Consider the following 25341-nt stretch of genomic DNA (forward strand, 5'->3'; position numbering starts at 1 on the left):
CGGCCCGGCTCGGGGGAACAGCTTCCGCGCAACTGCGCGGAAGCCGCGCGCTCCGGACGCCCGGGGCCGCTACAACCGTGCCATCGAACGGTTGTAGCGGCCCCGGGTCTGCGTCGGCGTCGGCGTCGTCGTCTGCGTCAGATCAGGCCGAGCTGGGTGACGGCGTCGCGCTCCTCGGCCAGCTCGGCGGTGGAGGCGTCGATCCGGCCGCGAGAGAAGTCGTCGATCTCCAGACCCTGGACGATCTCCCAGTTCCCGTCGCGGGTGGTGACAGGGAAGGAGGAGATGAGCCCCTCGGGCACGCCGTAGGAGCCGTCGGAGCGCACGGCCATCGAGACCCAGTCGCCCTCGGTCGAGCCGAAGAGCCAGTCGCGGGCCGCGTCGATGGTGGCCGAGGCCGCGGAGGCGGCGGAGGACGAGCCGCGCGCGTCGATGATCGCCGCGCCCCGCTTGGCGACGGTCGGGATGAAGTCGTTCTCGATCCAGGCCTGGTCGCCGACGACCTCGGCGGCGTTGCGGCCGCCGACCTCGGCGTGGAAGAGGTCGGGGTACTGCGTCGCCGAGTGGTTGCCCCAGATCGTCATCTTCGTGATGTCGGTGACCGGCGCGCCGGTCTTGGCCGCCAGCTGCGAGATCGCCCGGTTGTGGTCGAGGCGGGTGAGCGCGGAGAACCGCTCCTGCGGGATGTCGGGGGCGTTGCTCATCGCGATCAGCGCGTTGGTGTTGGCCGGGTTGCCGGTGACGCCGATGCGCACGTCGTCGGCGGCGACCTTGTTCAGCGCCTTGCCCTGCGTGGTGAAGATGGCGCCGTTGGCCTCGAGCAGGTCGCCGCGCTCCATGCCCGGCCCGCGCGGGCGGGCGCCGACGAGCAGGGCCAGGTTGACGCCGTCGAAGATCTTCTCCGCGTCGTCGCCGATCTCGACGCCGGCCAGGCCGGGGAAGGCGCAGTCGTCGAGCTCCATGACGACGCCCTCGAGCGCCTTGAGCGCCGGGGTGATCTCCAGCAGCCGCAGCTCGATCGGGCGGTCGGCCGCGAGCGCACCGCTCGCGAGGCGGAACAGCAGGCTGTAGCCGATCTGGCCGGCGGCGCCGGTCACGGCCACCTTGAGGGGGGTAGAGCTCACGAGGACTCCTTGTCGAGGTCGGCGGACGCTGCCGACGCTAGCAGCGGACGTGAGGTGGACCACCTGGGGTGATCGGACCGCGGCCGGGTGGCGGGCCGTGCGCGCCTAGGCTGGCCCCCGTGCGTACGACGGGGGCGACCGCTGCGGCGATGGGCGCCGCGTCGCTGGCCGTCTCGCTCCTGCTCGGTGGGTGCGGCACCGCCTCGCCCACCAGCCCGCCCACGGGCGTCGACGAGCTGGTCGTGCCGACGCCCTCCCCGGACGCCGACGACTTCGTGGCGGAGATCGACAACCCGTGGTTCCTCGGCGACCTCGGGGCGGAGGCAGCCGTGGGCGGCACCGCGGAGGTGGCCGGCGTCGAGGTCACGGTCGTCGGGGACGACTACTACGCGCAGGACCGGCGCGGCAACGTGTGGTGGTTCGGCACCGCGGGGGAGTGGCAGGCCGGCGCGAACGGTGCGCAGGCGGGGCTGGCGATGCCGGCAGAGCCGCGGTACGGCGACTCCTGGCGCACGGCGTACGTCCCCGGCGTCGTCGAGGACGTCACCGCGGTCACGGACTTCGACGACGACTCCGTCCAGCTGGAGACGACGTCGCCGCTCGACCCCGGCGTGGTCGAGCGGCGGACGGTCGACCGAGCCGAGTGAGCTCGCTGCTCGACCAGCGGGTCAGCGGATCTGGGTCCCTTGGTCGCCGCCGGTGTCGGGCCAGGGGGTCTGCTCGGTGGGGTCGTCCTGCGGGGTGGTCCACTGCGGGTCGGCGGGCTTCCACTCCTGCGCGACCGGATCCCACTGCCAGCCGTCCTGGATGATCGGCCGCTCCTGGTCCCACTGCTGGGTGGTGGTCGCAGCGGCGTCGCCCGAGCCCGTGCCGGAACCGGAACCGGAACCGGACCTCCGGGCCGGCAGGCGCAGGCCCGAGCCGGGGACGGGGGCGCCGGAGCGGCCGAGCACGAACGGTGCGGCGAGGCCGGCGAGCAGGCCGCCGAGCAACGGGCCGAGGATGAACACCCACTGCTGGAGGATCGCGTCGCCGCCGGCGAAGAGCGCGGGGCCGATCGAGCGGGCCGGGTTGAGCGAGGCGCCGGTGAAGCGGATGGCCAGCAGGGCGAGGGCGACGAGCGCGAGACCGGTCCACAGCGGGGCGAGGTCGCGGTCCTCGCGACGCTCGTCGAAGACCGCGAGCACCACGAGCACGAAGAGGAACGTCACGAGCACCTCGAGCAGCAGGGCCGCCCACGCGGCGTACCCGTTGCCGAGGTCGCCGAAGGAGTTCTGGCCCATGTTGCCCTCGGCCTCGAAGCCCTCGTAGCCGTGCAGCAACGCGAAGAGGACGAGCCCCGCGAGCACACCGGCGACGACCTGGGTGCCGATGAGCATCCCGGCGTCGCGCCAGGTGGTGCGGCCGGCGACGGCCGACCCGACGGTGGCGGCGGGGTTGAGGTGCGCCGACACCCGGCCGAGGGCGGCGACGGCGGCCGCGTGCGCGAGGCCGTAGGCGAGGGCTGCGGCCACGACGTCGTCGGAGAGGACGAGGGTGCCGGCGGCGACGAGGACGACGAGGAAGGTGCCGATGGCTTCGGCGGCGATCCGCTGCCCGGTTCCGGGCAGGGCGGTGTGCGGGGTGCTCATGTCTCGCTGGTCCCCGTCGCGCACACCCGCCAAACCCCGACGAGCACCCGAGCGGCACGTGGTCCAGGCATGGCACCTCGACCGTCCGGGTGCGAGGCTGGGCGTCGGCGCGGCCGTCAGGTATCTTGACGTCAAGAAACATGCACGACCTCGATCGTCCGCGATCCGCCCCCAGCCGTCCAGCTACAGGAGCTGCCGTTCCATGGCCAAGATCATCTACACGCACACGGACGAGGCGCCGCTGCTCGCGACGTACTCGTTCCTGCCGATCGTCTCGGCGTACGCCGCGAAGGCCGGCGTGGACGTCGAGACCCGCGACATCTCGCTCTCGGGCCGCATCCTGGCCCAGTTCGGCCTCGTCGACGACGCGCTCGCCGAGCTCGGTGAGCTGGCCACCACGCCCGAGGCCAACATCATCAAGCTGCCCAACATCTCCGCCTCCATCCCGCAGCTGAAGGCCGCGATCAAGGAGCTGCAGGAGCAGGGCCACGACATCCCGGACTACCCCGAGAACCCGCAGACCGATGCCGAGAAGGAGGCCCGGGCCAAGTACGACAAGGTCAAGGGCTCCGCGGTCAACCCCGTCCTGCGCGAGGGCAACTCCGACCGCCGCGCGCCGGCCTCGGTCAAGAACTACGCCAAGGCCCACCCGCACCGCATGGGCGCCTGGAGCAGCGACTCCAAGACCAACGTCGCGACGATGGGTGACCGGGACTTCCGCTCCAACGAGAAGTCGGTCGTCATCGAGTCCGACGACAGCCTCCGCATCGAGCTCGTCGCCGCCGACGGCTCGACCACCGTCCTCAAGGACGGCATCAAGGTGCTCGCCGGCGAGGTCGTCGACGGCACCTACATGGACGTCGCCGCGCTGCGCCGCTTCCTCACCGAGCAGGTCGCCCGCGCCAAGGCCGAGGGCGTGCTGTTCTCCGCCCACCTCAAGGCCACGATGATGAAGGTCAGCGACCCGATCATCTTCGGCCACGTGGTGCAGGCGTTCCTGCCGACGCTGTTCGAGCAGTACGGCGAGCAGCTGCGCGCCGCGGGCATCTCGCCGAACGACGGCCTCGGGGCGCTGCTCAACGCGGTCGACTCGCTGCCGGAGGGCGAGGCCATCAGGGCCGCCGTCCAGCAGGGCCTGGCCGATGGGCCGGCGCTCGCGATGGTCGACTCCGACAAGGGCATCACCAACCTGCACGTGCCGAGCGACGTCATCATCGACGCCTCGATGCCGGCGATGATCCGCACTTCGGGCCACATGTGGGGCCCCGACGGCGAGGAGGCCGACACCCTCGCGGTGATCCCGGACTCCTCCTACGCCGGCGTCTACCAGACCGTCATCGACGACTGCCGCGCCAACGGCGCCTTCGACCCGGCCACCATGGGCTCGGTGCCGAACGTCGGCCTGATGGCCAAGGCGGCCGAGGAGTACGGCTCGCACGACAAGACCTTCGAGATCCCCGCGGCCGGCACCGTCCGCGTGGTCAACTCGGGCGGCGACGTCCTCATGGAGCACGACGTGCAGCCGGGCGACATCTGGCGCGCCTGCCAGACCAAGGACGAGCCGATCCGCGACTGGGTCAAGCTCGCCGTCACCCGGGCCCGCGCGAGCAGCACCCCGGCGGTGTTCTGGCTCGACGAGACCCGCGCCCACGACGCGAACCTCATCGCGAAGGTGAAGGAGTACCTCGCCGAGCACGACACCGACGGCCTGACCATCGAGATCATGGCGCCCGCCGAGGCGACGGCGTACTCGCTGGAGCGGATCCGCCGCGGCGAGGACACCATCTCGGTGACCGGCAACGTGCTGCGCGACTACAACACCGACCTCTTCCCGATCCTCGAGCTCGGCACCTCGGCGAAGATGCTGTCGGTCGTCCCGCTGATGAACGGCGGCGGCCTCTTCGAGACCGGCGCGGGCGGCTCGGCCCCCAAGCACGTGCAGCAGCTGGTCAAGGAGAACTACCTGCGTTGGGACAGCCTGGGTGAGTTCTTCGCCCTCGTGCCGTCGCTGGAGCTCTACGCCGAGCAGGCCGGCAAGCCGGGCGCGAAGGTGCTCGCCGCCGCCCTGGACCGCGCGACCGGGACGTTCCTGGAGCAGGACAAGTCCCCGACCCGTCGCGTCGGCGGCATCGACAACCGTGGCTCGCACTTCTACCTGGCGCTCTACTGGGCCCAGGAGCTGGTGAACCAGACCGAGGACGCCGACCTCGCCGCCGCCTTCAAGCCGCTCGCCGAGCGGCTGGCCGCCGAGGAGGAGACCATCGTCGCCGAGCTGAACGGCGTCCAGGGCTCTCCGGCCGACATCGGTGGCTACTACCGGCCCGACGACGAGAAGGCCTCGGCCGTCATGCGTCCGTCGACGACGCTCAACGAGGCGCTCGCCTCGCTCTGAGGCGTCCAGCCCCGACCGCGGCCCGTCACCCTCGTTGGGTGACGGGCCGCGGTGCGTGCGGAACCCGGTGGCCGTCCCGCTCGTTGGCCGATCGTGCGCACCCTCCTCGCGACGTCGGCCCTGCTGGTCGCCACCGCCCTGCTCGGCGCCTGCTCGGAGGCGGAGGACGCCGTCCGCGGGGCCGCTGAGGACGCGGGCTGCGCGGTGGCGCAGCGAGCCGCGGACGAGGCCGAGCGGCGCGCCCGGGACGCGGTGGCCGACCTCGGCGCGGACCCGCAGGCGGCCCGGCGCGAGCTCGAGGGGATCCGGGAGGCGCTCCGAGCGGCGGAGGCCGGTCTGGGCGGCGAGACCCGCCGGCAGGTCGGGCGGGCGCGGGACGCCGTCGACGTGTTGCTGGGGCAGGCGCGGCGCGCCGCCGACGGGACGCGCGTCGACGACGAGGCGGTCGCTGACGCCGAGCGCCGGCTCGACGACGCTGTCGGCGAGATCACGACCGTCTGCTGAGCCTCGGGGGCCGGCGGCGGAATAGGCCGGCGCCCGGCGCCGGTTGGAGGATGAGCACGTCCCCCCGACCGGAAGGCCCCATGACCTCCACCGCGCCCGCGACCGCGCCTGCCGGCGACGTCGCCACCCCGGCCGGGGGTCGCCGCTTCGTGCTGGCCGTGCTCGCGCTGGCCGTGGGCGGCTTCGCGATCGGCACCACCGAGTTCGTGACGATGGGGCTGCTGCCCCAGATCGCCGAGGGGATCGGCGTCTCCGAGCCCACCGCCGGCCACGTGATCTCGGCGTACGCGTTGGGCGTCGTGGTCGGCGTGCCGATCCTCTCGTTCTTCGCCGCCCGGCTCCCGCGCCGCGGCCTGCTCGTCGGGCTGATGGGGGCGTACGCCGCGTTCAACCTGCTCAGCGCGGCCGCGACCGGCTACGGGTTGCTGACGCTGGCCCGCTTCCTCGACGGCCTCCCGCACGGGGCTTACTTCGGCGTGGCCAGCCTGGTCGCGTCCAATCTCACGACGCCGGAGAAGCGCGGTCGCGCGGTGGCCAGCGTGATGCTCGGCCTGAGCGTGGCGAACGTCGTCGGCGTGCCGGCCGCGACCTGGGTCGGCCAGCACCTGGGCTGGCGGGCGGCGTACGTCATCACCGCGGCCATCGCCGGGCTCACCATGCTGCTGATCCTCGCGTTCGTGCCGTCGGTGCCGGGCGACAAGGAGGCGACCGGCCGCGCGGAGGCGCGCGACTTCTTCACCAACCGCCAGGTGTGGATGACGATGGCGGCCGGTGCGATCGGCTTCGGCGGCATGTTCGCCGTCTACTCCTACATCGCGACCACCGTCACCGACGTCGGCGGGCTCGGCAGCGGCACGGTGCCGTTCTTCCTGCTCGCCTTCGGGCTCGGCATGGTCGCCGGCACCTGGCTGGGCGGCGAGCTCGCGGCCTGGTCGGTCTTCCGCTCGCTCATCTGGTCCGGCATCGGGTCGACGTTCGTGATGCTGCTCTTCTGGGCGGTCGCGCCCTTCGGCTGGTGGCTGCTCCCGGTCGTCTTCCTCATCACCGCGGTCGGGTCGGTGCTCGTCACCAACCTGCAGATCCGGTTGATGGACGTCGCCGGCAACGCGGTCACCCTCGGCGCGGCGATGAACCACGCCGCCCTGAACCTCGCCAACGCGCTCGGCGCCTGGCTCGGCGGCCTCGTCATCGCCGCCGGCCTCGGCTACCGCGCGCCCGCCCTCGTCGGCGCCGGCCTGTCGGTGCTCGGCGTCGCGATCCTGCTGTGGTCCGCGGTGGTCCACCGCAACGGCCGCGCCGCGGACGCCCGCCGGGCCTGAGCCGCGCGACCGGTTGCTGAGCGCCGTGCGGAGGTGACCGGCGCCTCGGGGTCCGGCGTTCGGCCCGGCACGCCGGTCGGGGAGGATGGACCCATGTCCACCACCACCTCGCCCGAGACCGCCGCGCCCGTCGCGGCGTCCGGCGGTGCCCGCCCGCGGGTGCTGTCGGGGATCCAGCCGACGGCCGACTCGTTCCACTTCGGCAACTACCTGGGCGCGCTGCGGCAGTGGGTGGACCTCCAGCGCGACCACCAGCCGTTCTTCTTCATCGCCGACCAGCACGCGATCACCGTCGAGCAGGACCCGAAGGTGCTGCGCGAGCGCTGCCTGCGCGCGGCCGCGCAGCTGCTGGCGATGGGGATCGACCCCGAGCGGTCCGCGATCTTCGTGCAGTCGCAGGTCCCGGCCCACGCCCAGCTGGGGTGGGTGCTGCAGTGCCTGACCGGCTTCGGCGAGGCGCGCCGGATGACCCAGTTCAAGGACAAGTCGGCCAAGGGCGGCGAAGGCGCGGCCAGCGTCGGCCTGTTCACCTACCCGATCCTCCAGGCCGCCGACATCCTGCTCTACCGCCCGCACTACGTGCCGGTCGGCGAGGACCAGCGCCAGCACCTCGAGCTGACCCGCGACCTCGCGCAGCGGTTCAACAGCCGCTACAAGAAGACCTTCCGGCTGCCCGAGCCCTACATCCTCAAGGCCACCGCGAAGATCGCCGACCTCCAGGACCCGACGCGCAAGATGTCGAAGTCGGCCTCCTCGCCGGCGGGCATCGTCGACATGCTCGACGACCCGAAGCAGAGCGCGAAGAAGATCCGCTCCGCGGTCACCGACTCCGAGGCGGAGATCCGCTTCGACGCCGAGGCGAAGCCGGGCGTCAGCAACCTGCTGACGATCTACTCCGCGCTGACCGGCACCACGGTCGGCGACCTGGAGGAGCAGTACGCCGGGAAGGGCTACGGCGACCTGAAGAAGGACCTCGCCGAGGTCGTGGTCGCGTTCGTGACGCCGTTCCGCGAGCGGACCCTCGAGCTGCTCGACGACCAGGCCCACCTGATGTCCGTGCTGCGGCGCGGCGCCGAGACCGCCGGGGCGGTGGCCGAGGCGACGATCAAGGACGTCTACCAGCGCGTCGGCTTCGTGGCGGCGGCCCAGTAGGGTCGGGGAATGCCGACGATCGGGGTTGCCGTCGCGATCCCTGAGCCCTGGGCGAGCGAGCTCCAGGACTACCGGACCGCCCTCGGGGACACGACCGCGACGATGATCCCCACGCACATCACGCTGGTCCCGCCGACCGAGCTGGCCGAGAGCGACCTGGCGGCCGTCGAGGAGCACCTGGCCGCGGTGGCGGCCGCGCAGCAGACGTTCCTCGTGCACCTGCGGGGGACCGGGACGTTCCGGCCGGTCTCGCCGGTGGTGTTCGTCTCCCTGGTCGAGGGGATCTCCTCGTGCGAGCAGCTGGCCGCCGCCGTGCGCCGCGGGCCGCTCGCGGTCGACCTGGAGTACCCCTACCACCCGCACGTCACCATCGCCCACCACCTGGGCGACGACCAGCTGGACCGGGCCTTCGACGACCTCGCCGACTTCGAGTGCGAGTTCCTCGTCGGGGAGTTCCACCTCTACGTGCACGACGAGACGCTCGGCTGGCAGCCCAGCCGGGACTTCACGCTCGGGGGCTGAGCGCCGGGACCGGCCGGGGGACCGGCCGGGGCTCGGCGAGGTGGTGGGTACCTGCTCCGCATGCCAGCGATCCAGGAACGGGTGTCCGAGGGCGTCCAGGACGTACGCCGACGCCGGCCGTTCGTGGACCACCTGGTGCGGATGCAGGAGCACTACGGGTCGGTCCAGGCCTCGCAGCAGGCCGGCGCGGTGACGTACTTCGCCTTCCTGTCCTTCTTCCCGATCCTCGCGCTGTCGTTCTTCACCGTCGGTCTGGTCTCGGAGGTCTACCCCGACGCGAACCGCAACCTGCGCGACGCGATCGACTCGGTGCTCCCCGGCATCGTCGGTCCGGACGAGGGACAGGTGTCGCTCGAGCAGATCCGCACCTTCCGTGGGTGGGCGGCGCTCCTCGGTCTCGCCGGTGTCCTCTACTCCGGCCTCGGCTGGCTCTCGGCGATGCGGGCCGCCCTGCAGACCGTCTTCGCCATGCCGCGCCGTGAGCACCCGAACTTCGTCGTCGGCAAGCTCCGCGACGCGCTCACGCTCGTCGTCATCGGCACCGTGCTGCTGGTGGCGGTCGCGGTCGCGGGGTTCGTGGGGAGCTTCTCCGAGGACATCCTCGACTGGCTCGGGCTCGACCAGGAGCTGGGCTGGCTGGTCAGGCTGCTCACCATCGCGCTCGGTCTCGCGGCCAACACCGTGCTGTTCTACGCGCTCTACGCCCTGCTCGCCCAGCCCCGCCTGCCGCGCTCCTCCCTGCTGCAGGCCGCCCTGCTCGGCGCGCTCGGCTTCGAGGCGCTCAAGCAGCTCTCCGGCGTGCTGCTGGCCTCTACCAAGGAGCAGCCGGCGTTCCAGGCGTTCGGCATCGCGCTGATCCTGCTGGTCTGGATCAACTACTTCTCGCGGGTCGTGCTGTACTCGGCTGCGTTCGCGTACACCTCGCCCGCGGCGGTCGCCCAGCGCGTGCTGGAGCCGGCCGACCCGGTGCAGGGACCGCGGACGCCCACACCGGCGGAGCTGCACGCGCAGCACTCCGGCGTGAGGACCGCGCTCGCCCCGTTCGCGGTCGGAGGAGCGGCCGCCCTGGGCGCGGTCGCGCTGCTGAGGAGGAAGAGGACCGGATGAGGTTCGAACGACGTCACGGCTGGCTGCTGGTGGGGGTCGCGGCGTGGAACGTCCTGACCTACGCGATGTTCACCCGCAACCTGTGGAACGCCCACGCCGAGGGCGAGGACCGCCCCACGGGCTACTGGGTCGCCCACACCGTGCTCATCGTGGTCAACCTCGCCATCGCCGTCGTGCTGGGCCGGCTCGGCGTCCGTGCGTTGCGGGGGCAGGCGCAGGAGTCACCGGTTAACCGGTGACCCCTGCACATATCGGGGCAGATCTGCCCCTATATGTGCAGCACTCCCCTGAGATGTGGGGGCAGGACCGCCCTGCGAAGCAGGTTGTCCACAGGCCAGCGGAGCGGTGGTGTCGCCAGTTGGGGCCGCGGGCACGACGCCTGCATGATGCTTCGCGACTGGCGGTCCTACCCGCCGCTCACCCTGCGCCGGGAGCTGCTGGCGCGCGGGTGGGACGACCGGGCCATCTCCCGGGCCGTCCGAGCCGGCGACTTGGTGCGGGTGCGTTACGGCTCCTACGCCGACGGGCAGCTGTGGCGCACCTTGACCAGCGCCGAGAAGTACGCCGCGCGCTGTCACGCCGTCCAGCGGCGGGCCGCCAGCGAGCTAGTCCTGTCGCACGTCTCGGCGCTTCCGGCGTACGGCGCGCCCCTCTGGGGACTCGACCTGGACGTCGTGCACGGCACGCGGAAGGACGCCCGGGCAGGTCGGAAGGAGGCCGGCGTGCATCAGCACGCGGGCCTCCTGCTGCCGGTGGACTTCGCCCCGGTCGACGGGGTCGACGTGACCTCGGCGGCGAGGACCGCGCTCGAGATCACCACGATCGCGCCGGTCGAGCCGTCCCTGGTCGTGGTCAACCACCTTCTCCACGCCGGGCACGTCACGCTGCCCGAGCTGTGGGCGCGCTACGGGTCGACGGTGACGATCGAGCGCGATCGCTTGGGCGTCGTGTCCCCGTCGGCCACCTCGATGCGGCGGTGGCCGGGGAGCCTGCGCACCGAGCTGGTGCTGAGGCTCGCGGACGCCCGCTGCGAGAGCGTGGCGGAGAGCCGACTGTTGTTCCTGTGCTGGGACCGCGGCCTGGTGATGCCGGTGCCGCAGCACGAGGTCCGGGACACGACGGGCCGCATCGTCGCGCGGGTGGACTTCGCGTGGCCGGAGCTCGGCGTGTTCCTCGAGGTCGACGGCAGGGTCAAGTACACCGACCTCGTCCCCGCGGGGGAGTCCGCCGCGGACGTCGTCCTGCGCGAGAAGCGCCGCGAGGAGCTGGTGACCGAGCTGACCGGCTGGCGGTGCATCCGCGTCACCTGGGCCGACCTCGAGCACCCGGAGCGGCTCGTCGCTCGGATTCGTGCCGCGCTGAACGGTCGTCGCCGGGCGAGCTGAGGGACCTCCGCCCTCAGCCGCTTCCCACGGCACCCCCTCGCATACCGGGGGAGATCTGCCGTGGTGTGCGATGGGGTCACCGGTGAACCGGTGACCCCAACACCCCCGCCGCCCCAACACCCCGGATCCGGGCGGCCCGGACGCGACGACGGCCCCTCCCCGGGCGGGGGAGGGGCCGTCGTACGACGTGCGGTCAGCCGCGGGCCAGGATCAGCGACCCTGCTTGAGCGCGGTGCGCAGGTCCTTGTTGAGCTGGGAGATCACGTCGAGCGGGATCTCCTTGGGGCAGGCGGCGGTGCACTCGCCGATGTTGGTGCAGCCACCGAAGCCCTCGGCGTCGTGCTGGCCGACCATGTTGACGACGCGGTCGTAGCGCTCCGGCTGGCCCTGGGGAAGCTCGCCGAGGTGGGTGATCTTGGCACCCATGAACAGCGAGGCCGAGCCGTTGGGGCAGGCCGCGACGCAGGCGCCGCAGGCGATGCAGGTGGCGACGTCGAAGGCGCGGTCGGCCTTCTTCTTCTCCACCGGCGCCGCGTGGGCGTCGGGGGCGGAGCCGGTGTTGGCCGAGATGTAGCCGCCGGCCTGGATGATCCGGTCGAACGCGCTGCGGTCGACGATGAGGTCGCGCAGCACCGGGAACACGTCGGAGCGCCACGGCTCGATCGTGATGTCGTCGCCGTCCTTGAACGAGCGCATGTGCAGCTGGCAGGTCGTGGTGACCTCCGGGCCGTGCGCCTGGCCGTTGATCATCAGGCCGCAGTTGCCGCAGATGCCCTCGCGACAGTCGGAGTCGAAGGCGACCGGCTCCTCGCCCTGCTCGTTGAGCTGCTCGTTGAGCACGTCGAGCATCTCGAGGAAGCTCATGTCCTCGGAGACGCCGTCGAGCTCGTACTTCTGCATCGACCCGGCCGACGCCGCGTCCCGCTGACGCCAGATGTTGAGGGTGAGTCTCACTTGTAGCTCCGCTGCTTCATCTCGATGGCCGTGTAGATCAGGTCTTCCTTGTGCAGGACGGGCAGGCCGTCCTCGCCGGTCCACTCCCACGCGGCGACGTAGGCGAACTCGTCGTCGTGGCGCAGGGCCTCGCCGTCCTCGGTCTGGGACTCGGCGCGGAAGTGGCCGCCGCAGGACTCGCGACGGTTGAGGGCGTCGATGCACATCAGCTCGCCGAGCTCGATGAAGTCGGCGACGCGGCCGGCCCGCTCGAGGCTCTGGTTGATGCTCTCGTTGGTGCCCAGGACCCGCAGGTCGGTCCAGAACTCCTTCTTGAGGTCCCGGATCATGTCGATCGCCTTGCGCAGGCCCTCCTCGGAGCGCTCCATGCCGCAGTACTCCCACATGATGTTGCCGAGCTGCTTGTGGAAGGAGTCGGCGCTGCGGGTGCCGTTGATCGACAGGAACTTCTGGATCCGCTGCTCGACGTCGGTGCGGGCCTCGACCACGGCCGGGTGGGACTCGTCGATCTTCTCGAACGGGCCGTCGGCGAGGTACTCGCGGATGGTGTTCGGGAGGACGAAGTAGCCGTCGGCCAGGCCCTGCATCAACGCCGAGGCGCCGAGGCGGTTGGCGCCGTGGTCGGAGAAGTTGGCCTCGCCGGTGACGAAGAGGCCGGGGATCGTCGACTGCAGGTGGTAGTCGACCCAGAGGCCGCCCATCACGTAGTGGACCGCCGGGTAGATGCGCATCGGCGTCTCGTAGGGGTCCTCGCCCGTGATCCGGGCGTACATGTCGAACAGGTTGCCGTACTTCGTCTCGACGGCCTTGCGGCCCATGCGGGAGATCGCGTCGGCGAAGTCGAGGTACACGCCGCGGCGGACCTGCTGCTCGGTGCCGTCGGGGCCGACCTCGGTGACGGCCGGGCCGACGCCGCGGCCCTCGTCGCACATGTTCTTCGCCTGGCGGGAGGCGATGTCGCGGGGGACCAGGTTGCCGAACGCCGGGTAGATCCGCTCCAGGTAGTAGTCGCGGTCCTCCTCGGGGATGTCGCGCGGGTCCTTGTCGCAGTCCTCGGCCTTCTTGGGCACCCAGATCCGGCCGTCGTTGCGCAGCGACTCCGACATCAGGGTCAGCTTCGACTGGTGCGCGCCGGAGACCGGGATGCAGGTCGGGTGGATCTGCGTGTAGCAGGGGTTGGCCATGTAGGCGCCCTTGCGGTGCGCGCGCCACGCGGCGGTGACGTTGGAGCCCATCGCGTTGGTGGAGAGGAAGAAGACGTTGCCGTAGCCACCGTTGGCGAGCACGACGACGTCGGCCAGGTGGGTCTCGATCTCACCGGTCACCAGGTCGCGGGCGACGATGCCGCGGGCCTTGCCGTCGGCGACGATGACCTCGAGCATCTCGTGGCGGGTGTACTGCGTGACCGTGCCGGCCGCGACCTGGCGCTCCATGGCCTGGTAGGCGCCGAGCAGCAGCTGCTGGCCCGTCTGGCCGCGGGCGTAGAACGTGCGGGAGACCTGCACGCCGCCGAAGGAACGGTTGTCGAGCAGACCGCCGTACTCACGGGCGAAGGGGACGCCCTGCGCGACGCACTGGTCGATGATGTTCGCGCTGACCTCGGCCAGGCGGTAGACGTTCGACTCGCGCGAGCGGTAGTCGCCGCCCTTGACGGTGTCGTAGAAGAGGCGGAACGTCGAGTCGCCGTCCTCCTTGTAGTTCTTCGCCGCGTTGATGCCGCCCTGGGCCGCGATCGAGTGCGCGCGGCGCGGGGAGTCCTGGTAGCAGAAGGACTTCACGTTGTAGCCGGCCTCGCCGAGCGTGGCGGCTGCGGCGCCGCCGGCCAGGCCGGTGCCGACGATGATGATGTCGAGCTTGCGGCGGTTGGCCGGGTTGACCAGGCGGTTGTCGAAGATGCGCTGGGTCCAGCGCTGGTCGATCGGGCCGGTCGGGGCGACCGGGTCGACGATCGGCTCGCCGGGCGTGTAGTAGCCGCGCGCGTCGTCGGAGACCTGCTGGGCGGGCTGGTTGAGGGGCGAGGTGCCCTGGGCGGAGGCCATGGTGCGCCTTCCTTACTTCTCGATGATGCCGACGAGGACGGACAGGGGGACCAGCGAGAAGCCGCCGGCGACCACGACCGCGAGCACCCAACCGGCCTGCTTGGCGCGGGCGCGGGAGGAGGCGGTGTTGGTGAAGCCGAGCGTCTGGATCGCGCTGAACGTCCCGTGGTGCAGGTGGAAGCCGAGCGCGAGCATCGCCAGCAGGTAGATGACGGTCATCCACCACAGGTCGAAGGACTCGACCATCAGGTTGTAGGGGTCGTTGGTGGCTCCACCGCTCGGGTTGACCTTGCCGACGGTGAAGTGCAGCAGGTGCCAGACGATGAACAGCAGCAGCGCCAGCCCGCCCCAGCGCATCGTGCGCGAGGAGAGCGAGGAGCTCTGGTTCTTCTTGACCTGGTACTTCACCGTGCGGGCCTTCGCGGCACGACGCCACAGCGCGACGGCGGCACCGACGTGCGCCACCAGCGCGATGACGAGCACGAGGCGCATCACCCAGAGGAAGCCCTCGTAGGGGAGCATCGGCTCGCCGAACTCGCGCAGGTGGTGGGCGTAGTCGTTGTACGCGTCGTGGCCGGCGAACGCCTTGAGGTTGCCGTACATGTGCGCGAGCACGTAGCCGATGAAGACGAGGCCGCTGACGGCCATGACGATCTTGAGCGCCACGGTGGAGCGCGTCGCGCGCGCCCCCTTGACGAGGGTCGGGGTTGCCACGAGGGACCACGCTACCTCTCGGCACCGGCGGCGGGGCGCGACAGGCGTGTGACATATGCCTTGTTACTCGCGGGTCAGGAACTTCCCGGGGCGGTCGCGCGTCGTCCTGGGGATGGTCACCGGCCGGCCGTGGAGGGCGTACGCCGCCCGGTGGACGCGGTGGCCAGCGGTGCGAGGTGCCGGTGCACGAGCTCGTCGACCGCGTCGGCCCAGGACCGCTCGGCGGCCAGCTCGCGAGCGCGCCGGCCCATGAGCGCGCGCTGTCCGTCGCCGGCGAGGACCGCCACGGCCCGCGCCGGTCCGAGCGGGTCGCCCGCCGGGTAGAGCAGCCCGGTCTCGAGTGGTCGGACCAGCTCGCGGGCACCGCCGGCCCGGGGTGCCACCACGGGCACGCCGCTCGCGGCGGCCGCGCGGAGGGCGTGGCAGCAGGTCTGCTCCTCCCCGGGGTGGACCAGCACGTCGAGGCTGGCCATCGCGACGGCGAGGTCCCCTGCGGCGAGCGCCCCGGTGAGCTTCGCGCCGGGCAGTCGGGCGGCGAGCCAGTCCCGCTGCGGGCCGTCGCCGACGAGCACCGGGCGGATGCCGGGGACCTGCCCGAGCGTCGCCAGGCGGCGTACGCCGTCCCGCTTGTGGAGCCCGCCGACGTACCCGACCACGACCAGCGGGCCGTCGGCCGAGCGCGCCCGCGCCCACCGGTCGTGCAGCCACGGGTCGCGCAGCGCGGGGGTGAAGGCGGCCGTGTCGACGCCGGGCAGCCAGGTCTCCGCCGGGACCCCTGTCTCGGCGAGCCGGTCGGCGTGCCAGCGGGCGGTCACCACGACGCGGTCGGCCCGCGCGCCGACCCGCAGGCGCCACCGGTCGAGCGAGCCCGCGGGGACGGCCTGCTGCTGCACCACGACGGTCGGGATGCCGCTCCGACGGGCGTGGGCGAGGGCTCGGCGGCCGAGCGGACCCGGGTCGGTCACGTGCACGACGTTCGGTCGGTGGGCGTCGATCGCCGCCCGCACCTGGGCGCTCCGACGCTCCAGCGGCGTCACGCGGTCGACCCGGCACCTCCGGTAGTCCGTCATCCCGGGCGCGGGCGCCACCAGGCGCACGTCGTGCCCGAGGTCGACGAGCCGGTCCGTCGTCGCCTTGAGCGTCGGCTCGCCCGCCGGCCGGCAGGTCTCGGTCACCAGCGTGATCCGCATGCCCCCACCGTCGCCGCCGCAGGTGGCGGTGCGGCTGCGGGCGCGTGCACGACACGTGAACACCCGGTCCCGGGGTACGCCGGGGTGGGGTCGGGGCCTGCGGCGTCCGCCTGCGGTCCGGGGCCTCCGGCGGCCGCCTCCGGCTCCGACCTGCGCGGCGTACCCGGGGCCCGTGGCTCGGCCTCCGGCGCGGCGGCGGCCGAGGGGGCTGTGTCGGGACTCGATGATTGTGGTTGCGGCCCTGCGTCCCTGCTCAACCAGCGGGAGTCGGCGCTGGGGCCGCCTCCCTGCCCGACCGGTGGGGGATCGGCGCCGGGGCGCCTCCTGGTCCGCCGCCACGGCACCCGCCGGCGGCTGATCCGCCACGTCTGGCCCCAGGGATCCTCGACCTTCAGCAGCGGCACCGGGGCGGCGGGTGAGGTGGGGTCGAAAACGTCACACTCGGTGGCCACCGTCACGTGGCGTCCTTATCGTTCGCACCATGACGCAACCCCAAGGCGCGGTGGAGGGCGGCCTCGACGAGCCGACCGAGCTGGAGCCGGAGCAGGGCACGCTCGACCTGGCCGGTGAGGGCGACCGGTGGACGGTCCAGGACTGGGAGCAGGCCGCCGCTGCGGTGCTCCGCAAGTCCCGCCGGCTCAAGGACGACGACCCCGACGACGCGGTGTGGACGAAGCTCACCCGCACCACGCTCGACGGCATCGAGGTCACGCCGCTCGGCACGCCCGCGCTGCTGGAGGGGCTGAGCACCACCGGCCGTCCGACGCGCGTTGGGCCGTGGGACGTGCGGGCGCACCTGGGTGCGACCGGCGTGCCGGCGAAGCAGGCCAACGAGGAGGCGCTCGTCGACCTCGACGGCGGCGTCGCGTCGCTGTGGGTCACCGCCGACGCCGAGACGGACCTGCCGGCGTTGCTCGAGGGCGTGCTGCTCGACCTGGCGCCCGTCGTCCTCGACGCTCCGACCGCCCCGGTCGCGGTGGCGGAGGCGTTCCTCGCCCACCTCGGGAGCACCACGCCGGCCGACGGCACCAACCTCGGTGTCGACGGCCGCGCCTCCGACGAGGACCTCGTCGCCGTCGCGCGCCTCGCGCTCGACAGGGGCGTGCTGGGCGTCGTCGTCGACGCCACGGTCGCCCACGACCTCGGTGCCTCCGACGCCCAGGAGCTCGGCTACTCGATGTGGGTGGCCGCCCGCGTGCTGCGCGTGCTGACCGAGGCAGGGTTCGGGCTCGACGAGGCGGTCGGGCTGGTCGAGTTCCGGTACGCCGCGACCGACGAGCAGTTCCCGACGATCGCCAAGCTCCGTGCCGCCCGCCGCCTGTGGGCGCGCGTGCTCGAGCTGAGCGAGGCGGCCCCGGCCGAGCAGCGCCAGCACGTGGTGACCAGCCGGCCGATGATGAGCAAGTACGACCCCTACGTGAACATGCTGCGCACGACCGTCGCCTCGTTCGCGGCCGGCGTGGGCGGTGCGGACGCCGTGACGGTGCTGCCGTTCGACAGCCCGCTGGGTCGGCCGGACGCCTTCGGCCGCCGGATCGCCCGCAACACCTCCCACCTGCTGGTCGACGAGGCGCACGTCGCCAAGGTCGCCGACCCCGCCGGCGGTGCGTACGCCGTGGAGAAGCTGACCGACGACCTCGCCGTCGCCGGGTGGGACGTGCTCGGCCGGCTCGACGCGGGCCCGGAGTCGGCGCAGTCCCTCGACGACGCGATCGCCGAGACGGTGGCCCGCCGCGAGCGCGAGGTCGCGACCCGCAAGCGCCCGATCACGGGACTCACCGAGTTCCCGAACCTCGCCGAGCAGCTTCCCGAGCGCGCCCCGGACGCCGCCGCCGACGCGGTCCGCCGCTACGGCGCGGCGTTCGAGGAGCTGCGCGACGCCCCGGCGGCCCGCCCGGTGTTCCTGGCGACGATGGGCACGGTCGCCGCGCACACCGCCCGGGCCACCTTCGCCACCAACCTGCTGGCCGCCGGCGGGATCGCCGTCGAGGTGGCGGGACCGACCGGCGGCGTGGACGACGTCGTGGCGGCGTACACCGCCGGGGGCGCGAGCCCGGTCGTCTGCCTCGCGGGCTCCGATGCGGCGTACGACGAGTGGGCCGACCAGCTGGTGCCCGCCCTGCGCGAGGCCGGCGCGCGCCACGTCATCGTCGCGGGCAAGCCGCGCGACGGTGTCGACGACTCCTGCGCGATGGGCGTCGACGCCCTCGCGTTCCTGACCCGCACGAGGGAGCAGCTCCAGTGACCGTCCCGAAGAGCTTCGCCGGCCTGCCGCTGACCGGTGGCGCGGGCGCGCCGTCCACGCCGGCCCCGGCCGAGGCGTGGACCTCGCCCGAGGGCATCGAGATCAAGCCGGTCTACACCGAGGGCGACATCGCGGGCCTGGACGCGCTCGACACGCTCCCCGGCCTGAGCCCGTTCCTGCGCGGGCCCTACCCGACGATGTACACCACCCAGCCGTGGACGATCCGGCAGTACGCCGGCTTCTCCACCGCGGAGGAGTCCAACGCCTTCTACCGCCGCAACCTCGCGGCCGGGCAGAAGGGCCTCTCGGTCGCCTTCGACCTCGCGACCCACCGCGGCTACGACTCCGACCACCCGCGCGTGCGCGGCGACGTCGGCATGGCCGGCGTGGCGATCGACTCGATCTACGACACCCGGACCCTCTTCGACGGCATCCCGCTCGACGAGATGTCGGTGTCGATGACCATGAACGGCGCGGTCCTGCCCGTGCTGGCGCTCTACATCGCGGCGGCCGAGGAGCAGGGGGTGAAGCCGGAGCAGCTCGCGGGGACGATCCAGAACGACATCCTCAAGGAGTTCATGGTCCGCAACACCTACATCTACCCGCCGGCGCCGTCGATGCGGATCATCTCCGACATCTTCGCCTTCACCAGCCAGCGGATGCCCCGGTTCAACTCGATCTCGATCTCCGGCTACCACATGCAGGAGGCCGGGGCGACCGCGGACCTGGAGCTGGCGTACACCCTGGCCGACGGCGTGGAGTACATCCGCGCCGGCCTCGAGAGCGGCCTGACCATCGACCAGTTCGCGCCCCGCCTGAGCTTCTTCTGGGCGATCGGCATGAACTTCTACATGGAGGTCGCCAAGATGCGCGCCGCCCGCGCGCTGTGGTCGCGCCTGGTGCGCCAGTTCGACCCGCAGAACCCCAAGTCGCTCAGTCTGCGCACGCACAGCCAGACCTCCGGCTGGTCGTTGACGGCTCAGGACGTCTTCAACAACGTCCAGCGCACCGCGATCGAGGCGATGGCCGCGACCCAGGGCCACACGCAGTCGCTGCACACCAACGCGCTGGACGAGGCGATCGCGCTGCCGACCGACTTCTCCGCGCGCATCGCCCGCAACACCCAGCTGCTGCTCCAGCAGGAGAGCGGCACGACCGGGACGATCGACCCGTGGGCCGGCTCCTACTACGTCGAGCGGCTGACCCACGACATCGCCGAGCGCGCGTGGGCCCACATCCAGGAGGCCGAGCAGGCCGGCGGCATGGCCAAGGCCATCGAGCAGGGCATCCCGAAGATGCGCATCGAGGAGGCCGCGGCCCGCACCCAGGCGCGGATCGACTCCGGCGCGCAGAAGGTCATCGGCGTCAACACCTACCGGCTGGCCGCCGAGGACAGGCTCGACGTCCTCAAGGTCGACAACGACGACGTCTACCGCCAGCAGGTCGCCAAGCTCGAGCGGCTGCGCGCCGAGCGCGACGACGACGCCGTGCGCGGTGCGCTCGAGGCGCTGACGAACAGCGCGGAGCGGGGCGCGGGGCAGGGCCTCGACGGCAACCTGCTCGGGCTCGCCGTCGACGCGGCCCGCGCCAAGGCGACCGTCGGGGAGATCTCCGAGGCGCTGGAGAAGGTCTACGGCCGGCACCAGGCGGTCATCCGTACGATCAGCGGCGTGTACCGCGACACCGCCGGCGAGGGCGACGGAACCCTGGTCCAGCAGGTCCTCGACGCCACCGCCGAGTTCGAGGAGAACGAGGGCCGCCGGCCCCGCATCCTCGTCGCGAAGATGGGCCAGGACGGCCACGACCGCGGCCAGAAGGTCATCGTGTCCGCCTTCGCCGACATGGGCTTCGACGTCGACGTGGGGCCGCTGTTCTCCACGCCCGAGGAGGTCGCGCAGCAGGCGGTCGACGCCGACGTCCACATCGTCGGGGTCAGCTCGCTCGCCGCGGGCCACCTCACCCTCCTGCCGGCGCTGCGCGACGCGCTCGCCGAGCAGGGCCGGTCCGACATCATGGTCGTGATCGGCGGCGTGATCCCGCCCGACGACGTGCCGACGCTGACCGAGATGGGGGCGGCCGCGGTGTTCCTGCCCGGCACCGTCATCGCCGAGTCCGCGCTCGACCTGCTGGCCCGGTTGCGCGAGCAGCTCGGTCACTGATGCCGCCGGACGTCCCGACGCTCGTCGAGGGGATCCGGTCCGGCAAGCGGGCCGCGGTCTCCCAGGCGATCACCCTGGTGGAGTCCTCGCGCCCGCAGCACCGGGCGCTCGCCCGGGAGCTGCTGACCGAGCTCTCGGACGAGTCGGGCGGCGGCGACGTCGTCCGGGTCGGGATCTCGGGCGTGCCCGGGGTCGGGAAGTCCACGTTCATCGAGTCGCTCGGGAGCCGGCTCACCGCGGCCGGCCACCGGGTCGGCGTGCTGGCCGTCGACCCGTCGTCGGTGCGCACCGGCGGGTCGGTGCTCGGCGACAAGACCCGGATGGGCCGTCTCGCCTCCGACCCGAACGCGTTCATCCGGCCCTCGCCCAGCGCGGGCACCCTCGGCGGCGTCGCTCGCGCGACGGTGCAGGCGATGGCGGTGCTCGAGGCGGCGTCGTACGACGTGGTGCTGGTGGAGACCGTCGGCGTGGGGCAGTCGGAGGTCACCGTCGCGGGGATGGTCGACACGTTCCTGTTCCTGACGCTGGCGCGCACCGGTGACCAGCTCCAGGGCATCAAGAAGGGCATCCTCGAGATCGCCGACGTGATCGCGGTCAACAAGGCCGACGGTGACCGCGAGGGCGAGGCCCGGGTGGCCGCGCGCGACCTGGCCGGCGCGCTGCGGATGGTGCGCGGGATGGCGGAGTGGGCGCCGCCGGTGGTGACCTGCTCGGGCCTGACCGACGTCGGCGTCGACGACCTGTGGGACCGCGTGCTGGCCCACCGCGAGCACCTCGGCACCGACGGGCTGGCCCGCAAGCGTGCCGAGCAGCAGCTCGACTTCACCTGGGCGATGGTCCGCGAGGAGCTCGACCAGCGGCTGCGGCACTCGCCCGCGGTGCGGGCCGTCCGGGAGGAGATCCGGGCCGCCGTGCTGGCGGGGGACCTGCCCGCCACGGTGGCCGCCGACCGGATCCTCGCGGCCTACGACTCGGTTCCGTCCGGGGGATCCCCCACCCCCGAGGACTGACCCGGACGGGTCCCTCGAAGATGGGACATCTGACTCATGCGGCCGGGACGGCGGGCCGCCCAGGATCGGGGCTCCAGCCACCCCTCCTGGAGGAACCCCATGAAGCGCACCACCCTCGCCGCTGCCTCGGTCGCCACCCTCGCGCTCGCCGTGCCGACCGCCGGCGCGTCCGCCGCCTCCGCCCCGGCCGCCGCCGGTGACAAGCAGGTCGTCGCCAGCAAGCTGCTCAGCCCCCTCAGCCTCGCCGTGAAGTCGAACGGCGCGGCGTACGTGTCCCAGAACTTCGCCGGCCAGCTGATGAAGGTCAAGAAGGGCAAGAAGCCGGTCGTCGTCGCCAAGGCGATGAAGGGCCGCGAGATCGGCGCCGTCGACGTCACGGACAACGTCATCACCTACGCCGTGTCGTGGGGCGAGAACGAGGGCGGCATCGTCCGCCAGGTCCGGAAGGGCAAGACGCGCACCATCGGCGACATCGGTGCCGCCGAGCGCGCGCTGAACCCCGACGGTGACACCGTCTACGGCCTGCAGGACCTCGACGAGGGCTGCGAGGTGCCGCCGTTCCTCCAGGAGTACGAGGGCATCGTCGAGACGCACCCCTATGCCACCGCGGTCGCGGGCAGCACGGTGTACGTCGCCGACGCCGGCGCCAACGCGATCTTCAAGATCGCTGGCGGCGAGGTGACCCCGGTGGCCGCGCTGCCGCCGGTCGAGGTCGTCGTCCCGGCCGAGGCCGCCGAGGCGCTCGAGCTGCCCGACTGCGTCGCGGGCAAGACCATGGCCCTCGAGGGCGTGCCCACCGACATCGAGGTGGGCCCCGACGGCGACCTGTACGTCACCAGCCTCCCCGGCGGCCCGGAGGACGGCAGCCTGGGCGCCAACGGCTCGGTGCTCCGCATCGACCCGGCGACCGGGGACGTCACCAAGGTCGCGGGCGGCTTCGTCAGCACCACCGGCCTGGCCGTGGCCCGCAACGGTGACCTCTACGTGAGCGAGATCTTCACCGGTCGCATCCTCAAGGTCGCCGCCGGCACCGACACCCCGCAGCTCTTCCGCAAGGCGGCCATGCCGGCCGGGCTGGAGATCAAGGGCGGCTCGCTGTGGGCGACCACCAACGCGATGACCGGCATGTCCGGCGAGCCGGGCGACGCCCCCAACGGCAAGGTCATGCGCTTCGGCCTCTGAGCCGGGACTGCTGCGCCCCCTCCTCCCGCCTCGTGATGCCCACCGTGCGCCCCGGCGCACGCGTGGCAGCACGAGGCGGGAGTGTGTCTGCCCCAGGGTGGTCGGGCGGGGCGTGCGAGCCGGGGGACTAACCTGGGGAGCCTGATGACCAGGGACCCCCGCGTGCACGAGCTGATCCGCGAGGTCGTCGAGAAGCACGAGGCGGAGCTCGTCGACCTGCGTCGTGACCTGCACGCCCACCCGGAGCTGTCCTGGCACGAGGAGCGCACCTCCACCCTGGTCGCGGAGCGGGTGCAGGAGGTCGGCTGGCGGGTCCGGCGGATGCCACGGTCCGGCGTCGTCGCCGAGATCGGCGAGGGCGGCCCGGTCGCCGCGCTGCGGGCCGACATGGACGCGCTGCCGGTGCACGACGTCACCGAGGACCCGTGGCGCAGCACCGTGCCGGACGTCGCGCACGCCTGCGGCCACGACGTGCACACCACGGCCGCCGTCGGCGCCGCGCTGGCGCTGGCGCGGGTGCACGAGGAGGGGCTGCTCGGGGGCCGGGTGCGGCTGCTGTTCCAGCCCGCCGAGGAGGTCATGCCCGGCGGGGCGGTGCACCTGATGAGCCTGGGCGTCCTCGACGACGTCGACCGGATCTTCGCCCTGCACTGCGACCCCGGCGTCGACGTGGGCCAGGTCGGGCTGCGGCTCGGGCCGCTGACCAGCGCGGCCGACCGGGTCGAGGTCCGCCTGGAGGGCCGGGGCGGCCACACCAGCCGACCGCACCTGACCGGGGACCTGACCTTCGCGCTCGCCAAGGTGACCACCGAGCTCCCCGCGGTGCTGAGCCGCCGGATGGATCCCCGGGCCGGCGTCTCGGTCGTGTGGGGCATGGTCCGCGCGGGCGCCGCACCCAACGTCATCCCCGACGTCGGGGCGCTCGCGGGCACGGTGCGCATCCTCGACGCGGTCGCCTGGGCCGACTGCGAGCGGATCGTGCGTGAGGTCGTGCACGAGATCGTGGCGCCGTACGGCGTGACGGCGGTCGTGGACTACCAGCGCGGCGTGCCGCCGGTGGTCAACGAGCCGGTCTCCAACCGGATCCTCGCCCGCACCGTCCACGACGTGCTCGGCGACGGCGGCCAGGTGGTCGCGCCGCAGAGCCTGGGCGGCGAGGACTTCGGGTGGTACCTCGACCAGGTGCCCGGCGCGATGATGCGGCTCGGCACGCGCACGCCGGGCGGCCCGACGTACGACCTGCACCAGGGCGACCTGCGCGTCGACGAGCGGGCGATCGGCATCGGCGCCCGCGTCCTCGCCGGTGCGGCGGCCGCCGCCGTCGTCACCGACCGCTAGCCGTTGCTCCAGGCGCCCGGGTCACGGCTCGGCACGGCCCAGGTAACAACCGGGACACGACGGCACCGATCCCGTCGTCGGCGCCGTCACCGGGACTTAGGGTGTGCCGGTGCCCCGTCCGGGGCGAGCGACAGATCAACATCTCCAGGAGGTGCCGTGAAGAAGACGGCTCGTATGGCAATGGTGGCCGGGCTGGTGGCCCTCTCCCTGACTGCGTGCGGTGAGCGCGACAGCGACGACAGCGCGAGTGAGCCGAGCTCGTCCGCCCCGACCAGCGAGGCGACCTCCGAGGCGCCGAGCGAGCAGTTCCCGAACCACAAGGCCTGCATCGTCTCCGACTCCGGCGGCTTCGACGACAAGTCCTTCAACCAGACCTCCTACGCCGGCCTGACCAAGGCCGCCGAGGACTACGGTGTGCAGACCGCCGAGGTGGAGTCCAACGCTCCCTCGGAGTTCGGCGACAACATCAACGAGATGGTCCAGCAGGGCTGCTACACCATCGCCACCGTCGGCTTCCTGCTCGGCGACGCGACCGAGGCCGCGGCGAAGAAGAACAAGGACGTCGACTTCGCGATCGTCGACTTCGCCTACGAGAAGCCGCTGCCGAACGTCAAGGGCCTGACCTTCAACACCGCCGAGCCGTCCTTCCTCGCGGGCTACCTCGCCGCGGCGAAGTCCGAGACCGGCACCGTCGGCACCTTCGGTGGCGTCAACATCCCGACCGTCACCATCTTCATGAACGGCTTCTACCAGGGCGTCCAGAAGTACAACGAGGACGAGGGCGCCGACGTCCAGGTCATCGGGTGGAACCCGGAGACCCAGGAGGGCTCGTTCACGAACGACTTCGAGAACAAGACCCTCGGCCAGTCCACCGCCGAGGAGATGATCACCCAGGGTGCCGACGTGATCTTCCCGGTCGCCGGTCCTGCCGGCCTCGGTGGCCTGCAGGCCGCCCAGGACAACGACGTCAAGGCCATCTGGGTCGACACCGACGGCTGCGAGTCGGCCGCCGAGTACTGCGACGTGCTGCTGACCTCGGTCGTCAAGGCCATGGACGTCGCCGTCGAGCAGGCGATCCTCGAGTCCGCCCAGGACACCTTCTCCAACGAGGTCTACGAGGGCACGCTGGAGAACGAGGGCGTCGGCCTGGCGCCGTACGGCCCGGAGGCTGACATCGACGACGAGCTCTCGAGCAAGATCGACGAGCTCAAGCAGCAGATCATCGACGGCGAGATCACCGTCGAGTGACCTCGGTCCACCGACCCCGTCGCACGGCGGGGGCCCGGTGGGCCACGGGGCAGGCCGGGGCGGGGAGACCCGTCCCCGGCCTGCCCCTTATCGTCTTCTGGTCGCCGTGAGGCCCCGCGCCCGGTG

General features: G+C 72.4%; 21 protein-coding genes. 15 read left to right on the forward strand and 6 right to left on the reverse strand.

The window, feature by feature from the left end; translation table 11 throughout:
- Positions 1–137: 137 nt before the first annotated feature.
- Positions 138–1124 carry a malate dehydrogenase gene (locus G6553_RS08950; protein WP_166191214.1) on the reverse strand — a complete coding sequence of 329 codons (987 nt, stop codon included), beginning with the start codon at positions 1122–1124 and terminating at the stop codon, positions 138–140.
- Positions 1125–1243: 119 nt separating this feature from the next.
- Here G6553_RS08950 and G6553_RS08955 point away from each other — a divergent pair, with 119 nt between their 5' ends.
- Positions 1244–1771 (forward strand): hypothetical protein, encoded by a 528-nt coding sequence (locus G6553_RS08955; protein ID WP_166191216.1) that lies wholly within the window; start codon positions 1244–1246, stop codon positions 1769–1771.
- 21 nt (positions 1772–1792) lie between these two features.
- Here G6553_RS08955 and G6553_RS08960 read toward each other — a convergent pair whose 3' ends face one another.
- Positions 1793–2755 carry an aquaporin gene (locus G6553_RS08960; protein ID WP_166191218.1) on the reverse strand — a complete coding sequence of 321 codons (963 nt, stop codon included), beginning with the start codon at positions 2753–2755 and terminating at the stop codon, positions 1793–1795.
- 202 nt (positions 2756–2957) lie between these two features.
- Between G6553_RS08960 and G6553_RS08965 the strand changes: the two genes are divergently transcribed.
- The 8 genes from G6553_RS08965 (at position 2958) to G6553_RS09000 (ending at position 11136) form a co-directional block, all read left to right on the forward strand.
- Positions 2958–5147, forward strand: coding sequence for an NADP-dependent isocitrate dehydrogenase (locus tag G6553_RS08965; RefSeq protein WP_166191220.1), 2190 nt, complete (start codon positions 2958–2960; stop codon positions 5145–5147).
- A gap of 93 nt (positions 5148–5240) precedes the next feature.
- On the forward strand, positions 5241–5651 hold the full coding sequence (locus tag G6553_RS08970) for a hypothetical protein (RefSeq protein ID WP_166191222.1): 411 nt from the start codon (positions 5241–5243) through the stop codon (positions 5649–5651).
- 80 nt (positions 5652–5731) lie between these two features.
- On the forward strand, positions 5732–6970 hold the full coding sequence (locus tag G6553_RS08975; RefSeq protein WP_166191224.1) for an MFS transporter: 1239 nt from the start codon (positions 5732–5734) through the stop codon (positions 6968–6970).
- Between the two features lie 93 nt (positions 6971–7063).
- A complete protein-coding gene (gene trpS, locus G6553_RS08980) occupies positions 7064–8122 on the forward strand; it encodes a tryptophan--tRNA ligase (protein ID WP_166191226.1) in 1059 nt (352 codons plus the stop codon).
- Positions 8123–8131: 9 nt separating this feature from the next.
- The gene (locus G6553_RS08985) at positions 8132–8644 is read left to right on the forward strand and encodes a 2'-5' RNA ligase family protein (protein ID WP_166191227.1); all 513 of its coding nucleotides are present in this window, start codon (positions 8132–8134) and stop codon (positions 8642–8644) included.
- Positions 8645–8704: 60 nt separating this feature from the next.
- Complete coding sequence (locus tag G6553_RS08990; protein WP_166191229.1) at positions 8705–9751, forward strand: YihY/virulence factor BrkB family protein; 1047 nt, start codon at positions 8705–8707, stop codon at positions 9749–9751.
- Positions 9748–9990 (forward strand): hypothetical protein, encoded by a 243-nt coding sequence (locus G6553_RS08995; protein ID WP_166191231.1) that lies wholly within the window; start codon positions 9748–9750, stop codon positions 9988–9990. Before G6553_RS08990 ends, G6553_RS08995 begins: the two co-directional genes overlap by 4 nt.
- Before the next feature lie 144 nt (positions 9991–10134).
- Positions 10135–11136: a type IV toxin-antitoxin system AbiEi family antitoxin domain-containing protein gene (locus G6553_RS09000; protein WP_166191233.1), complete on the forward strand. Its 1002-nt coding sequence runs from the start codon at positions 10135–10137 to the stop codon at positions 11134–11136.
- Positions 11137–11346: 210 nt separating this feature from the next.
- On the opposite strand, the gene G6553_RS09005 is transcribed toward G6553_RS09000, so the two are convergent.
- The 4 genes from G6553_RS09005 to G6553_RS09020 all read right to left on the reverse strand — a co-directional run bounded on the left by G6553_RS09005 (position 11347) and on the right by G6553_RS09020 (position 16033).
- Complete coding sequence (locus G6553_RS09005) at positions 11347–12090, reverse strand: succinate dehydrogenase/fumarate reductase iron-sulfur subunit (RefSeq protein ID WP_166191235.1); 744 nt, start codon at positions 12088–12090, stop codon at positions 11347–11349.
- Complete coding sequence (locus G6553_RS09010; RefSeq protein WP_166191237.1) at positions 12087–14129, reverse strand: fumarate reductase/succinate dehydrogenase flavoprotein subunit; 2043 nt, start codon at positions 14127–14129, stop codon at positions 12087–12089. Before G6553_RS09010 ends, G6553_RS09005 begins: the two co-directional genes overlap by 4 nt.
- A 12-nt stretch (positions 14130–14141) precedes the next feature.
- Positions 14142–14843: a succinate dehydrogenase cytochrome b subunit gene (locus tag G6553_RS09015; RefSeq protein WP_166191239.1), complete on the reverse strand. Its 702-nt coding sequence runs from the start codon at positions 14841–14843 to the stop codon at positions 14142–14144.
- Between the two features lie 116 nt (positions 14844–14959).
- The gene (locus G6553_RS09020; RefSeq protein WP_166191241.1) at positions 14960–16033 is read right to left on the reverse strand and encodes a glycosyltransferase; all 1074 of its coding nucleotides are present in this window, start codon (positions 16031–16033) and stop codon (positions 14960–14962) included.
- Positions 16034–16514: 481 nt separating this feature from the next.
- Between G6553_RS09020 and G6553_RS09025 the strand changes: the two genes are divergently transcribed.
- The 6 genes from G6553_RS09025 to G6553_RS09050 all read left to right on the forward strand — a co-directional run bounded on the left by G6553_RS09025 (position 16515) and on the right by G6553_RS09050 (position 25215).
- A complete protein-coding gene (locus G6553_RS09025; RefSeq protein ID WP_166191243.1) occupies positions 16515–18278 on the forward strand; it encodes a methylmalonyl-CoA mutase family protein in 1764 nt (587 codons plus the stop codon).
- 23 nt (positions 18279–18301) lie between these two features.
- Complete coding sequence (gene scpA, locus G6553_RS09030) at positions 18302–20437, forward strand: methylmalonyl-CoA mutase (protein ID WP_207619556.1); 2136 nt, start codon at positions 18302–18304, stop codon at positions 20435–20437.
- The gene (gene meaB / locus G6553_RS09035) at positions 20437–21447 is read left to right on the forward strand and encodes a methylmalonyl Co-A mutase-associated GTPase MeaB (RefSeq protein WP_166191247.1); all 1011 of its coding nucleotides are present in this window, start codon (positions 20437–20439) and stop codon (positions 21445–21447) included. Before scpA ends, meaB begins: the two co-directional genes overlap by 1 nt.
- Before the next feature lie 99 nt (positions 21448–21546).
- Entirely contained in the window at positions 21547–22629 is a 1083-nt protein-coding gene (locus G6553_RS09040; protein ID WP_166191249.1) for a ScyD/ScyE family protein, read from the forward strand.
- Positions 22630–22773: 144 nt separating this feature from the next.
- Entirely contained in the window at positions 22774–23967 is a 1194-nt protein-coding gene (locus G6553_RS09045) for an amidohydrolase (protein ID WP_166191251.1), read from the forward strand.
- A 156-nt stretch (positions 23968–24123) separates the two neighbouring features.
- Positions 24124–25215: a BMP family ABC transporter substrate-binding protein gene (locus G6553_RS09050; protein WP_347565600.1), complete on the forward strand. Its 1092-nt coding sequence runs from the start codon at positions 24124–24126 to the stop codon at positions 25213–25215.
- The last annotated feature ends 126 nt before the right edge of the window (positions 25216–25341 follow it).

The organism is Nocardioides sp. IC4_145, from assembly GCF_011250565.1.
GTDB lineage: Bacteria > Actinomycetota > Actinomycetes > Propionibacteriales > Nocardioidaceae > Nocardioides.

What these genes read in the sequence shown, in the direction of transcription:
- G6553_RS09045 (WP_166191251.1), top strand. Translation starts at nt 22,774, where the DNA reads ATGACCAGGGACCCCCGCGTGCACGAGCTGATCCGCGAGGTCGTCGAG.
- meaB (WP_166191247.1), top strand. Translation starts at nt 20,437, where the DNA reads ATGCCGCCGGACGTCCCGACGCTCGTCGAGGGGATCCGGTCCGGCAAG.
- G6553_RS08995 (WP_166191231.1), top strand. Translation starts at nt 9,748, where the DNA reads ATGAGGTTCGAACGACGTCACGGCTGGCTGCTGGTGGGGGTCGCGGCG.
- G6553_RS08965 (WP_166191220.1), top strand. Translation starts at nt 2,958, where the DNA reads ATGGCCAAGATCATCTACACGCACACGGACGAGGCGCCGCTGCTCGCG.
- G6553_RS09020 (WP_166191241.1), bottom strand. Translation starts at nt 16,033, where the DNA reads ATGCGGATCACGCTGGTGACCGAGACCTGCCGGCCGGCGGGCGAGCCG.
- G6553_RS08985 (WP_166191227.1), top strand. Translation starts at nt 8,132, where the DNA reads ATGCCGACGATCGGGGTTGCCGTCGCGATCCCTGAGCCCTGGGCGAGC.
- G6553_RS09040 (WP_166191249.1), top strand. Translation starts at nt 21,547, where the DNA reads ATGAAGCGCACCACCCTCGCCGCTGCCTCGGTCGCCACCCTCGCGCTC.
- G6553_RS08960 (WP_166191218.1), bottom strand. Translation starts at nt 2,755, where the DNA reads ATGAGCACCCCGCACACCGCCCTGCCCGGAACCGGGCAGCGGATCGCC.
- G6553_RS09010 (WP_166191237.1), bottom strand. Translation starts at nt 14,129, where the DNA reads ATGGCCTCCGCCCAGGGCACCTCGCCCCTCAACCAGCCCGCCCAGCAG.
- trpS (WP_166191226.1), top strand. Translation starts at nt 7,064, where the DNA reads ATGTCCACCACCACCTCGCCCGAGACCGCCGCGCCCGTCGCGGCGTCC.
- G6553_RS08990 (WP_166191229.1), top strand. Translation starts at nt 8,705, where the DNA reads ATGCCAGCGATCCAGGAACGGGTGTCCGAGGGCGTCCAGGACGTACGC.
- G6553_RS09025 (WP_166191243.1), top strand. Translation starts at nt 16,515, where the DNA reads ATGACGCAACCCCAAGGCGCGGTGGAGGGCGGCCTCGACGAGCCGACC.
- G6553_RS09000 (WP_166191233.1), top strand. Translation starts at nt 10,135, where the DNA reads ATGATGCTTCGCGACTGGCGGTCCTACCCGCCGCTCACCCTGCGCCGG.
- G6553_RS08975 (WP_166191224.1), top strand. Translation starts at nt 5,732, where the DNA reads ATGACCTCCACCGCGCCCGCGACCGCGCCTGCCGGCGACGTCGCCACC.